Genomic DNA, 13,127 nt, shown 5'->3' with positions numbered 1-13,127 from the left:
TGCTTGGCATTTCCCGGAAGGACTTTGGCGAGGGGGAGGGCTGCAGGCGGCTCGCAGGTGGGTGCGATAGTCGACGAGGCATGTGCCGAGTGGTCGCTTGCAAGCGACCACTCGGCACACAAGAGGATTGAAACGCGATCAGGTTTTCCCATATTGTGAGATCGTCGAATGGTTTGAATGGGTGTCAGTGCCCGTTGGGCCTGTTGTGCTGATCCCATAAGTCGGGCCAGAATACGTCCAGCTCAGCCAGCATCGACCGAAGGAGCGGCAACGAGATACCAACAACGGAGTGGGGATCCCCCTCGACGCCCCGGACGAATGCCCCTCCAAGACCATCGATCGTGAATGAGCCCGCCACCTCAAGCGGCTCACCCGAGTCAACGTACGCTTTGATTTCTTCGTCGGTCATTGAGCCGAAATATACGGTTGTGGAAGCTGAACGCCCGGCCGTTCGCGCAACTTGATAGGCCACGTCCGTCGACTTGGGCGTGTTAGCGGCGGGTTCGGGGGCACGGGACGGCTTCACGCCAGCAAGGGGAGAGGCACTCTCTTCGTCAATCGAATTGTGGCTTTGCGCTGTCAGGAGGGCGACGCAGTGCCCTGTCCACAACGTGCCGCTGCGTCCTTGCATCGACCTGATGCGTTCGATGGCAGTCAGGCGGTTATGCGGCTTTCCATACATGACGCCATCCAGTTCGAACATGGAGTCGCAGCCCACGACGATAAGGTCTTCGTGTGTGCGATCTTCGGCACGAACCTCGTCGACGGCCGTATTGTCGAGGGAAACGCAGGCCAGCCTGTCTGCCACCGCGAGGCATTTTGCCTGAGCCAAAGCGAGAACTTGGTCGGCAGGCGATGGGTCTTCGTGTGCAGGGTCACTTGACGAAGAGAAGGCTTCTTTGAGCCGTCGGAGAACTTCGTTCTCATCAACATCTGACACCATGACAATCGGTGTGATTCCTGCTGATAGGAGCGTCGCGCGGCGCGCCGGCGAACGGGAAGCCAAAACTAGATGCATACCGCCTAGTGTGTCACTTCGACGAGTGGTCGCGTGCACGCGACCACTCGCGGATAACGGGGAACGTGACGATCGACACATAAGGCGCTATGCTATGGAAGGTTGCATTCATGCAGGTGGCATGCCAATCGCGGAAAATTTCCGCGTTGGGGCGATACGAACGCTACTTTCACAAGTGTGTCAGGCGAAGAGATAACGCTACGGCTTACGCTGCGCGATGCAGAATACTGATGCAGAAGGATGCGAGTACGGAAGGGAGGAATGATGCGTGACTGGACAGTGCGAAGCTGACATTAGCGACATGAACAATGATCAGCGAGACGGTCACAGTGATGCTTCGTCGAGCAGAACTTCTGAGCACCCGCCCTCACGTCCGGCCAGTTCAGTTGTGCCCTCAGAAGACGATCAACCGTCCGCGCAGCCGGGCTCGCCATCTTCTATGCATCACGAGCAGTCGCTTGCACGCGACCACTCGGCGCAAGCGGGGGAAGAACGGGGAAGCGTGCAGGCGGGAGTGAGCCGCGGGGCGGGAGCCACGATACGCGAGTACGAGGAACAATTGCTAGGCGAAATCCCGCATCTGACCGTTGAAGACCTTGCCAACGCGGTTGGCGGAACCGTTGACGACGTGAATGATTTCTGGACGACGATGGGCTTCCCGGACGCCGACCCCGAATCGCCGCTCTTCACCCACCGTGACCAGGAAATTTACGCCAAGTGGACTCAGCTCGTCGCCGATGGAAGTGTCGACCGATCCACCGCACAGTCTTTGCTCCGAGCCCACTCCCACATCACCGACCGCCTGGCGTTGTGGCAGGTGGAAGCGTTCGTGGAAGATTCTGTCCGCCGCCTGAGGCTTGATGATACAGCGGCCCGCCTCGTCACACTCGACCAGATGCGCCAGTACGTCGACCTGCTGGGCGAGACCCTCGTCTACTCCTGGCAGCGACAGCTGCACTCGCTCCTGGATCGCGTCGACCATGAAGTCTCGCAGCGCGGGCACGAATCAGCCAAGCGTCGATTCCCGCTGAACCGATCCCTCGGTTTTGTCGACATGGTCTCATACACGGCCTCCTCGACCATCCTGGGCGGCAAGCTAGTTGGCCTGATCCAACGTTTTGAGGACGCGAGCCGAATCGCTGTGACTCAAGCAGGCGGCAGAGTCGTCAAGATGATTGGTGACGCCGTGTTCTTCATTGCTGACGATTTGCCCACCGGACTGAATGTGGTGACCTCCTTGATTGAGCGCCTTAACGCCGATGATGACATTTTGCCGGTTCGCGCTTCCTTCGTACGGGGTGACGTGTTCTCCCGTTCAGGTGATGTATTTGGACCGCCGGTGAACCTCGCGTCTCGTCTGGTGGATATCGCGCCGGTTGGGCGAATCCTGACTGACCCGACTACCGCCGCGGCAGTTTCCGCGGGTAAAGGCGGCAAAGGCTATGCGATCGAAACCTTCCCCAGCACAGAACTTCGCGGCTTCGGCCTCGTCTCTCCATACCTGCTCTCGCGTCAATACGAATAACGGTGGTGGACGAGGGGAGAGCGCCGCGTCAGTTACAGCGTCTGTTTTAAGCTGCGCGCATAAAATTCCATCTCGTTGCCTTCGCCTCCGGCCTGCTCAAAACACCTGCCACGTGAGACAACGGTGTGACCTCGCTCGCTCAAAGGCCGCGTTCTCCTCGTTAAAGAACGGTGCAAATTGAGATGAAAAAGGTCAAGTAATGTGAAAGAGCGCTCCTAGGATGTACCATTAAGCCGTGACTACAGTACTGCTCGTCGAAGACGATCCCGCGATTTCCGAGCCTCTGGCTCGCGCCCTTGGGCGTGAAGGCTACGAGGTCCGAGCTCATGGCACTGGTAAAGGCGCTCTCAATGAGATTGATGGCGCCGATCTAGTTGTCCTCGATTTGGGCTTGCCTGACATTGACGGCCTTGAGGTTGCGCGTGAAATCCGCTCGCAAGGCCGCACCACACCTATCCTGATTCTGACCGCTCGCACTGACGAGGTAGACATGGTCGTAGGCCTGGATGCCGGTGCCGATGACTATGTGACCAAGCCGTTCCGCCTGGCTGAGCTCCTGGCTCGTGTGCGCGCTTTGTTGCGCCGCTCGGTCGGTGACGTGTCAGAGGATGAGATCAGCGCTCAGGACGTGACAATCGATGTCTCTGCACACAGGGCGTTCGTCGGATCGCGTGAACTGCATCTGACTGCCAAAGAATTCGAGCTGCTGCGAGTGCTGGTACGTGAAGCCGGCAACGTGGTCGAGCGTGAAGCGCTGATGCGTGAAGTGTGGGGGTCTGACCCATCAGGGTCGACCAAGACGCTGGATATGCACGTGTCGTGGCTGCGCCGCAAGCTCGGAGACGATGCCGGGTCGCCGCGCTATATCACAACCGTGCGTGGAATGGGTTTCCGTTTCGAAAAGAACGGTCACTAGGCCGCTCCTGCTCGAAGCCTTGCTGCGCTCCCCTTGCTGCGCTGAGTTTGGAATTGGCGTGGCCTACTGGTGGATGCTCATCCTAGCAGTGAGCCAACGCTGACGCCTGTTAGTCCCTGCCGGCGCATGCACGTGCTCGCAGTCAGCCAGTGTCGACACGTTGCGGTGCAACCGGTCAGCGCTTGCACAAAACGATGGGCTGACGCCAAGATTGGAGGGAACGATGAGACGCCGAGCAGCAAAAATGATCCTGGCTGCCGTAGCAGTCGTTGTCCTGCTGATGGGTATTCCGGGTGCGACGATCGGCTCCATCATGGCGTGGCAAAGTGAGCAAAATGCTCTGGACGCGCGCGTCGAATCCCTCATGCGGGCATCTGACCGCCGCATTTCGGAGGGCACGCAGATTTCTGAGCATCTGGTTGAAGCCTGGGCGAAACCGCTGGTCGTGGAAGAGGCTGATGCGTGGACACGTGTGAAGGCGCGCGGGCAGGAGGAAATCGTGGTGGGTGAGACCATCTCGGGCCCTAAACTCAGGTCGTCGGAATCATCTTCGCTGGGGACGATCGTGACGATGGAAACTTCCGCGATGCCCGCGATACGTCGCGTTATCGGTGTGATTGTCCTGTTCATCGGTGGTGCAGCACTATCGATGCTAGTTGGCTGGGCTTTGGCGAAGCGGCTGTCACGCCGACTGTCCGCTCCGCTGATTTATCTGGCTGCTCAGGCCGAGCAAATTGGCGCCGGTATGGTGCGTGCGCGAGTGAAGCCATCCGGCATTGAGGAAATTGACTTGGTCCAGGATGAACTGGCCAGAACAGCAGAGCGCATGGCGGGGCGCTTGGCGGCAGAACGCCGTTTTTCCGCTGATGCTTCTCACCAGCTGCGCACGCCTCTGACGGCTCTGTCGATGCGGCTCGAGGAGATCGAGATGATCGCTGAGCAAGACGAAGTGCGTGAAGAAGCATCCAGCTGTCTTGAACAGGTCGAGCGCTTGACGACCGTGGTGACGGACCTGCTCGACACGTCCAAACGCACCAGCGGGCACACGGAGGCTATCCATGTGGTGGAAATATTCAACACGGCTCGCGAAGAGTGGGAGAGTGCTTTCACGCAGGCCGGTCGGACTTTGACTTTCACCGATGAATCGGGTGCTTCGGTGCTGGCCGATGCAGCGAAGCTCGGGCAGGTGCTGGCAACACTGATCGAAAACTCCTTGCGTTACGGTGCCGGCGAAACGCGAGTGGTTTCCCGCAAGTCACCCACGAAGCGCGGTGTGATGATCGATGTGAGTGACGAGGGCGAGGGTGTCTCTGAGGAACTGGCTCCCGAGATTTTTGACTACGGCGTATCCGGTCACGGGTCCAGTGGAATTGGGCTGGGATTAGCGCACGACCTGACCGAAGCGATGGGCGGGCGACTGGAACTGACGCAGGCAGCGCCACCGGTATTCACCGTGTCACTCGCGGCCATTCCCGCGTCGATTGACCCCGACCGAGTCATGCCGCAGGGACCCCTGGTATCAATGGGAAGGCGCTCGCGGCGCTTCTGATTTTTATTGTGTGTGCCGAGTGGTCGCGTGCAAGCGACCACTCGGCACACACAACCCTAGTGCGCTGGGATGTGACGAAGCCGCGGGTGAGCGGTAGATTCTATGTGTGAGCTCATCAAATACTGCGCAGTCACCAGTCGAAGAATCCGCAAACACGGCAGCAGCCGTCGACAACCTCGAAGCGCCAAATGGTCACGTGGCGTCTCATACCACCGGGGCACCTAGCGGTGCGCCAGCGCCTTCTGCACCTCGCCCTGTCATCGCTGTGATTGGTGGTGGTCAGCTGGCGCGCATGATGCAGGAAAGTGCCATTGCACTGGGAATCGACCTACATGCGCTGGTTGAAGCTGAGGATGGTGCAACGGGCTCAGTTGTTGTGCATTCAGTGGTGGGGGACCCCTCGGACATCGATGCTGTGCGCACGATCATCAGCGGCGCGGATGTGCTGACGTTCGAGCATGAACACGTTCCGCAGGACATCCTCAGGCAAGTAGGATCCGACATTGCAATCAATCCACCTGCATCGGCTTTGCTGTACGCGCAGGACAAGCTCGCTATGCGTGAACGCCTCACTGACGCCGGGATTCCGTGCCCCCGTTGGGCGAAGGTCACCACACCCGAGGAACTGGCAGCATTTGGCGACGCGGTTGGATGGCCGGTCATCGTGAAGACACCGGTTGGCGGCTATGATGGTCATGGCGTGCGGGTTGTCGGCGATGCTCATGGTGTTGACGATTGGTTCGACCGTGGAGCGCCGCTCCTTGCTGAAGAAAAGGTGTCATTCACGGTGGAGCTGGCCGCCCTCGTCGCCCGAAATCCATCCGGTCAGGTGCGCTCATGGCCAGTTGCTCAGACGATCCAACACAACGGAGTCTGCTCCATTGTGCGGGTGCCTGCACCAGGTATTTCTGCCGAGCTTGCCCGGCAGGCGGAAGATCTTGGGGAGCGTATTGCAGTTGAGCTGGGAGTCACCGGTGTTTTGGCTGTCGAACTCTTTGTTGCTGATGGGGTTGACGGTGCGCGCGTGTTGGTGAACGAGCTTGCCATGCGACCGCACAATTCGGGTCACTGGACGATCGACGGGTCTGTGACCAGTCAGTTTGAACAGCATCTTCGCGCTGTGCTCGACCTGCCGTTGGGGAGCACGCGAATGACGGCGCCTGCCACGGTCATGGTGAACCTACTGGGGTCGAATCGACACGATCCCAGCGAGGGCCTGTCTCAGGCTTTGGCATCGAGTCCGGAAGCAAAGATCCATCTGTACGGCAAGTCGGTGCGACCCGGCCGGAAGCTCGGACATGTCAACGTATCTGCGACTACGGTGGAAGAAGCTCAGGCCGCAGCTCAGGCGGCGGTCGATGCGCTGTTCGGCGAGCCGGAGGAGGAGGACGGCTAGGCCCGTCACACTGGTCGGCATTGACGAGGGCGACGCTCTGCGGCGTGGCACGTTGAGATTAAGACAGGGGTCTGCCTGATGATGAGGTGGCGGCGCGCTGTGAGTGCGCAAAGCACCAATGAACAACACGAGAGGACACGGAGCACCATGAACCTACAACCATCAGAGGAATCCACGAGTGGTCGCATGCAAGCGACCACTCGGCGCGGCGAGGGTGGCGACGCGTTTCCTATCGTGACCCCAACCGGTCAGAATCCACTGGTCGGGGTGGTCATGGGGTCGGATTCAGATTGGCCGACGATGAAACCTGCCGTTGATGCCCTTGCAGAGTTTGGCATCGCCTGTGAGGTCGGTGTCGTTTCTGCGCACCGCATGCCTGAAGACATGGTGAATTACGGCAGGTCAGCGTCCGAACGAGGTCTGCGTGTCGTCATCGCAGGTGCCGGTGGTGCAGCGCATCTGCCTGGCATGCTCGCAGCGCTCACCGAACTGCCCGTCATCGGTGTTCCGGTACCACTGAAACACTTGGATGGTGTGGACTCCATGCTGTCGATTGTGCAGATGCCTGCTGGCGTCCCGGTCGCCACGGTGTCAATCGGCGGTGCACGAAACGCTGGATTGTTGGCGGTACGTATCCTCAGCGTCGGTACCGACGAGGCTGCTGCCGATCTTCGCGCCCACATGCGAGCTTTCCAGCAGGATCTGCGCGCAGTTGCCATGAACAAAGGAACACGCCTGCGCGATGAACTGGGTGGCCAGAAGCACTAACACCTTTCACTACCGTTGTCGATCCACCAACCAGTACCTGCATCTATCTGGCCCAGCGTTCGGACCGATGCGCGCCGCCCTTCGAATCACACTGAGAGTTCGTCGGACGGTCACGCACCACGCGCGTGACCTGGCATGCATATCCGTAATACAGTAGTGGCATGAGTATTCTTGTATGTGGCGGCGCCGGCTACATCGGCGCACATGTAGTACGGCTTCTCCAGCAGCGCGGTGAACGCGTCATCGTCGTCGACGACTTGTCGTATGGAACGGCTGACCGTATCGGCGACGCGAAACTCATCAAAATCGATTGCGCATCCGATGAAGCTCGCGGCGTTCTGACCAACGCCATGGTCGATGAGGACGTGGACGCAGTAATCCACTTCGCCGCCCGCAAGCAGGTTGGCGAATCGGTGGAGCGCCCCGCCTGGTACTACCAACAGAACATCGGCGGCCTCGCCAACATGCTTCTGGCAATGCAGGACGCAGGCGTCACCCGCATGATCTTTTCCTCTTCGGCCGCGGTGTATGGCATGCCGCCCGTCGAGGTCGTCCCCGAAGACATCGAGAAGAAACCAATCAACCCATACGGCGAGACCAAGCTCATCGCCGAGTGGATGATGGCGGACTGTGAACGCGCATGGGACCTGAACTGGATCGGCCTGCGCTACTTCAACGTGGCAGGTGCGGGGTGGAACGACCTGGAAGACCCCGCGACCCTCAACCTGATTCCAATGGTGCTGGATCGCATTTCCAAGGGCGAGTCCGCCAAGATCTTCGGCACAGATTACCCCACGCCGGATGGCACCTGCATCCGCGACTACATCCACGTGCGCGACCTGGCTCAGGCACACATCGCCGCACTTGATGCTCTTGAAGATGGAAAGCCGGAACATCGCGTGTTCAACGTTGGCACTGGGAAAGGCACATCCGTTCGCGAGGTCATAGACGGTTTGCGCGAAGTGTCGGGCTGGGACTTCCCGGTCGAGGAGCTGGATCGCCGCGCCGGCGACCCGCCTCAGCTCATCGGCGATTCGTCCCGTATCCGCAAGGACCTGAACTGGACGCCCGAACTGGATGTCCATGACATCCTCAGCTCCGCATGGGAAGCGTGGCAGGCCGGCCCTCGTCACTTTGAGGTTCCCGCCAGCAACTAGGAGCCGGCGGAGTTTACAGGCTCACGGGTCGCCCTCGTCATTGGTGTTTTCGACAGTGACGAGGGCGGCTTTGTCATGTCGCCGCCAAGGATAGGGGAGCGTGCGCACGTGGTGGCGCTCGTTTAGTCTGCAGGTGGCGCGCACCATTGAGTGTCGGCCGACTACAAGGTGGACCGCACTAGCGACCTACCCGTCAAGCTGGTTGAGGTCCTCTGGCGTGATCTGGCCGCGTGCGACTTTGGCGAAGAACTCGGGCGCGGTTGTATCGCGCAGCAAAACGGCTGAGCCAGATCCGATTTCAAAGCCCATGGATTCGATGGGCGGTGCACCCATGAGTTGGGCGTCACTGGCTGACTTGAATGCCCACACCAATCGGGCAAGGTCGGTTGAATATGCGGACTTGTCGGCGGTGAGTGAACTCGCTCCGGCGCGTTCAACTCTCAGGGTGGCTATCGGGTTGAGCAGGACACTGGGGGACAGGGCCGTGCTGATGGTCTTGGTGATGACCTGGCGTTGGCGCTCGGCTCTGCCGATGTCACCGAGCGGATCTGAATAACGCATGCGTGAAAATGCCAACGCGGTGCGACCATCGGCGTCGTGGCATCCGGCCTGCCAGTTCAGCTCGGACAGCTCGTCATTCACGTCCATGTCGAGGCACAAATTGATGCCCCCCAGCGCGTCAACGATTGTTCCCACGCCGCCCATTCCGATTTCGACGTAGTGATCCACGGTGAGTCCGGTAAGCGATTCGACCGTTGCGACCAGCTGGTTGGGACCTCCCAGGGAGTAGGCTGCGTTGAGCTTGATGTCGCCGTAGTCCGGATCCGACACGTACGTGTCGCGAGGCAGTGAAATTGCGGTGGCCTGACTGTTGGGCGCGACGTTGATCAGCAGAATCGAGTCGGCTCGAGCGCCCTCGGTACCGTCAGCGACGGCTCCATCGGCCCGGGAATCTGAACCGACGAGCAGGTATGTGGTGCCAGGAGTGTCCGCGTTCGTGGTGAGTGCGTCAACTCGCCCGAGGTGCTGGTTCGCATCCCAGACGAGGAATGCCGGCCATCCGATGATGAGCACCAGAATGATGACGAGGACGAGTGGCCAGCGCCTGTGACGCCGGCGTCGCGGGCGTGCGCGGTCGCGCGCGGATGAGCTGGAGGGTTCTGAGGGGCCATAAGGGCCGGACGAGCTGTACTGTTGCGCTGGATGCGAACGCTCAGGAATCGTCCATTGGCGTGGCGGATGAAAAGCCTGCTGGCGCGGCGTCGCGGGCGTCCCGTCATCGTTGGTGCCAGAGAGCGCAGCGCGTTGAGATTGAAGCTGACGCACCTGGTCGGCCGGCAGGAACGAGGGTGGCTGGTGCCGCTGATTGCGCGGCGTGGTGTGTGATGGCATGCGCCTGGTTGGCTCCACCGGCTGATTGTGAGCGGAGGATTGCTGTGAGGACTGGGTGCCGGAGCTGTGTGAGGACGCACGGCCCAGGTGGACAGGGCCGCCACGATCTGCACGCGAATGTGAATCGGCGTGAGTAACGCTGCTTCCTCCGGACTGTTGGACGCGAGAAGAGCTGGATGATGGGTCAGGAGTACCACGGCGAGCATACGGATCACGGAAGGAACGGCGCTGAGGTACCGCCGCGGGGTTCGGATCTGCGGGAGCATCAGATGCTGTGCGGAGGTGGCTCGCTGCACTGCGGCCTGGCGAGCGCTGCGCATCTGGCGTGCGGCGATGCTCGGAGGTTTTGTGCGCATCATTGGCACGAGGGCGAGACCGACCCGGGTCAGGTGCAAATGACGGGGGATGGTCTGTCACGTCGAATATTCCTTACTCGTTGAGTTCTTCGGCAGTGCGTCGCATGCAATCGAGAATGCACAGCATCATAGAAGCGAGAGACTTCGCGGCACGCCAATGGGTACCGGTGTCTAATTTACGTTGTATTGGGCTCAAGGTGCTCGTATGCCTGATCGGTGTCTCAAATCCTGTCGCTCAGTGTGGCGCCGAGTGGTCGCTTGCACGCGACCACTCGGCACCACAAAAAAGACGAGGACGCGTGCGAAACGTATCGGCTTGACCTTTAGTGGCCGGTCGGAGGACAACTTGGGGTGCTCTCAGCTGACTCATCTGAGAGATCCTCTGACAGTGGATCAGGGCTCGGCGCCTCGTTGGTTGCATTACCGCCGTCAATCTCGGTGTTATCAGAGTCGTCGAATGCCCCGGAGCTGTCATCACTGGATTGTCCATCACTCTCAGGGTAGGGGACTGTGCGCATCACGCCGTTGCCGTCGCGGTACTCACTGCCAGGTGGGTACGGCTCATCGTTGGCAAGAGCGTTCCACACGTCAGTGGCGTCGGGCTCAACTGCGACGACCCTGTTGGGGTCGTAGTCGTCTGGCGTGTTCGGCATCATGAGGAATTGGATGTTTTCACGGCTGATACTTGCCAGTGACATGAGCAGTCCCGCGTCATCAGTGATGTCAGCGAATTCACTGGACATCTTGAGTGCCGCCAGAGTCTGCTTGAGGAACGACAGCAATGCCGGCATATCGGTGATGAAGTTCTTGGACAGTAGTGTGTTGAATATGACACTAAAGAGTGCCTGCTGTCGGCTGATCCTCTCAATGTCGGACCCGTCAGAATCCTCCACTCCGTAGCGCACGCGCGCATAATCAAGAGCTCGCCGCCCATCGAGGTGCTGACAGCCCGGATCAAAGTAGATATCCGACTTGTAGTCCTCAATGTATGAAGGAACGTCAAACCAGACTCCGCCGAGCGCGTCCACCATATGCGCAAAACCAGCGAAATCGACGACTACGAACCCGTCCAGCTCAAGTCCTGTCAATAACTCGACAGTCGCTTTCGTGCATGCGATCCCGCCGGCGATGTCATCTTTGCCTGCCCCGTCAGCAAAGGCAGAGTTGAACTGACCATAGTGTTCGTAGGTCTCGTAGCCTTCGGCTGACTGGCATGAGGGGATCGTCGTCATCAGGTCGCGCGGAATCGACACCACCTGTACCCTCGAGCGATCCTGCGAGATGTGCACGATCATCGTGGTATCTGAGCGAATGGTGTCGATCTCGTCGGGATCGCCATACGCGTAGTCTGCGTTGTTACGCGAATCAATGCCGGAAACCAGAATGTTCAGTGCTTTGCCGGCGAAAGGATCCCCTGGTGGTTTCTCTTCGTCGGTCTTGCCACCCTTGTCGAAATCGCTGATATCGATGATGTTTTCGGAGAGTTGGTCACGAAAATCTTTAATCACAAAGAAGCCTGTACAGCCTGCTAACAATACAAGCGAGACCAGCACGCCGAGGACAGCGCGAATCGCGCTGAAGTATCGAACTTCAGTGGCGCTATGTTGCATTGCGCGAAACGCAAGAAATCGTTTGGCTGTACTCATTGAGTGTGATTGTACCGGAAAATCGTTATCCAAACGTTATTGAGACTGCAAGGTTTGTCGTGTCGTTCCTCGTGCATATGCGGCCCCTGGCGTGCCAGCGTACGCAGCCCGAGGTCAAAGCGCCATCGTTGCCCAGATTGACCGCCGATGCTACTTGTCGTCAGCGTCATTATCGAGGGGGGCGCCGGCATCTTTCGTTTCATCGCCATCTGGCACAGGTTCCGTTGAATCCTTGGCATCGGCAGGGAAAACGCTGTCAGAGGTTGTCCCAGAATATGCATCGTCATCACGATAGTGAGGAAGCGGCGGGTGTGTTGACAGCGCGATAGCGCGAGCTAACTGAGTTAAACGTTTTTCCGTATCGGCATCGCGCCGATACGTCGTGGCAACTTGCATGAAGAAAGCCAAAACCAACGCGTAGAGCAGGAGGTTGATGCCTCGCTCCACGCCCAGCCAGGCGGCCAGACGGTTCAGCAGACCGGGAAAGAGCACCGCGAATGCTGCAAAGACGATCATCAGCAGCATGCCGAGGCGTTTGAGCGCCAGTTGGTTCGGATTGCGTATGGGACGCATGACGAACCATGCCAGCAGTAGCAGCCCCGCCAGCAGGAGTAGCTTGATAAGCCAGTAATTTGTCAACATGTCGCTCACCCCATCAGCAATTCGACGAGGATATTAATGGAGTTCAGCAGTGACTGTCCCTTGGAGCGCGAGTAGTCGGTGTAAATGATCGTGACCGGAAATTCCAGCCACTTCATCTTTGAACGCGCCAGTTGGGCAACGATTTGAGAAGCATGTGCCATACGGTTTTGCGTCAAATGCACGTGTTCGACAGCGTCGCGGCGCAGTAATCGCAGACCGTTGTGCGCATCGGTCAGTTTCATTCCGGTGCGCACGCGAGTCACCAGCGCTGCCGTTTTCAGCACCACACGCTTGAAACTGGAAATATCGACGTGACCTTCAAGGAAGCGGGAGCCGAAGATAATCGGCGTGTCGGTATCGATTGAGGTGCGGCGCATCGCAACGGCATCTTCGACACGGTGTTGTCCATCGGCATCAAAGGTGACGGCGTAGGTGCCGTCGGTGCGGGTGAGGAAGTATTCGAATCCAGTTTGTAGCGCCGCGCCCTGACCGAGGTTAATGGGATGCGTTACCACGTGTGCCCCGGCTAGACGCGCCTGTCTGGCGGAATCATCTTTTGACCCGTCATCCACGCACACAATGTTCGGGAACGTGCGCCGCGCCTGCTGGATCACCTGTCCGACAACTGTGGCCTCGTTATATAAAGGCACAATCAGCCACGTGTCCTCATATCGCTCCATGCTGGCATTATTCCACACCGGTGCGCACGCTCTGCCTGCGCATTGCCGAAGTGTGCGGGTGGTGCCTGTGATCTTGGGCTGT

General features: G+C 59.2%; 11 protein-coding genes. 6 read left to right on the top strand and 5 right to left on the bottom strand.

What is annotated here, in order from left to right:
• Positions 1-184: 184 nt before the first annotated feature.
• On the bottom strand, positions 185-1,018 hold the full coding sequence (locus tag BN3002_RS05680; protein WP_058237063.1) for a Maf family protein: 834 nt from the start codon (positions 1,016-1,018) through the stop codon (positions 185-187).
• Between the two features lie 268 nt (positions 1,019-1,286).
• Between BN3002_RS05680 and BN3002_RS05675 the strand changes: the two genes are divergently transcribed.
• From BN3002_RS05675 to galE, 6 genes are all read left to right on the top strand, one after another.
• A complete protein-coding gene (locus tag BN3002_RS05675) occupies positions 1,287-2,543 on the top strand; it encodes an adenylate/guanylate cyclase domain-containing protein (RefSeq protein WP_092648733.1) in 1,257 nt (418 codons plus the stop codon).
• Positions 2,544-2,778: 235 nt separating this feature from the next.
• Entirely contained in the window at positions 2,779-3,459 is a 681-nt protein-coding gene (locus BN3002_RS05670) for a response regulator transcription factor (RefSeq protein ID WP_058237062.1), read from the top strand.
• A gap of 223 nt (positions 3,460-3,682) precedes the next feature.
• Complete coding sequence (locus tag BN3002_RS05665; RefSeq protein WP_058237061.1) at positions 3,683-5,008, top strand: HAMP domain-containing sensor histidine kinase; 1,326 nt, start codon at positions 3,683-3,685, stop codon at positions 5,006-5,008.
• Between the two features lie 196 nt (positions 5,009-5,204).
• The gene (locus BN3002_RS05660) at positions 5,205-6,404 is read left to right on the top strand and encodes a 5-(carboxyamino)imidazole ribonucleotide synthase (RefSeq protein WP_074026257.1); all 1,200 of its coding nucleotides are present in this window, start codon (positions 5,205-5,207) and stop codon (positions 6,402-6,404) included.
• Positions 6,405-6,590: 186 nt separating this feature from the next.
• Positions 6,591-7,172: a 5-(carboxyamino)imidazole ribonucleotide mutase gene (gene purE, locus BN3002_RS05655; protein ID WP_058237060.1), complete on the top strand. Its 582-nt coding sequence runs from the start codon at positions 6,591-6,593 to the stop codon at positions 7,170-7,172.
• Between the two features lie 161 nt (positions 7,173-7,333).
• Complete coding sequence (gene galE, locus BN3002_RS05650; protein WP_058237059.1) at positions 7,334-8,329, top strand: UDP-glucose 4-epimerase GalE; 996 nt, start codon at positions 7,334-7,336, stop codon at positions 8,327-8,329.
• A 186-nt stretch (positions 8,330-8,515) separates the two neighbouring features.
• Here galE and BN3002_RS05645 read toward each other — a convergent pair whose 3' ends face one another.
• From BN3002_RS05645 to BN3002_RS05630, 4 genes are all read right to left on the bottom strand, one after another.
• Entirely contained in the window at positions 8,516-10,138 is a 1,623-nt protein-coding gene (locus tag BN3002_RS05645; protein ID WP_257525481.1) for an LCP family protein, read from the bottom strand.
• A gap of 262 nt (positions 10,139-10,400) precedes the next feature.
• Positions 10,401-11,585, bottom strand: a complete 1,185-nt coding sequence (locus BN3002_RS05640) for an LCP family protein (RefSeq protein WP_157843512.1) — start codon at positions 11,583-11,585, stop codon at positions 10,401-10,403.
• Between the two features lie 288 nt (positions 11,586-11,873).
• Entirely contained in the window at positions 11,874-12,365 is a 492-nt protein-coding gene (locus BN3002_RS05635; RefSeq protein WP_257525480.1) for a DUF2304 domain-containing protein, read from the bottom strand.
• Between the two features lie 5 nt (positions 12,366-12,370).
• Positions 12,371-13,045: a glycosyltransferase family 2 protein gene (locus tag BN3002_RS05630; RefSeq protein WP_058237057.1), complete on the bottom strand. Its 675-nt coding sequence runs from the start codon at positions 13,043-13,045 to the stop codon at positions 12,371-12,373.
• Positions 13,046-13,127: the final 82 nt, after the last annotated feature.

It is taken from the genome of Actinomyces ihuae (genome assembly GCF_001457875.1).
Taxonomy (GTDB): domain Bacteria; phylum Actinomycetota; class Actinomycetes; order Actinomycetales; family Actinomycetaceae; genus Pauljensenia; species Pauljensenia radingae_A.
The sequence above is the reverse complement of the archived record's forward strand: the minus strand, read 5'-3'. Positions and strand labels throughout refer to the sequence as shown.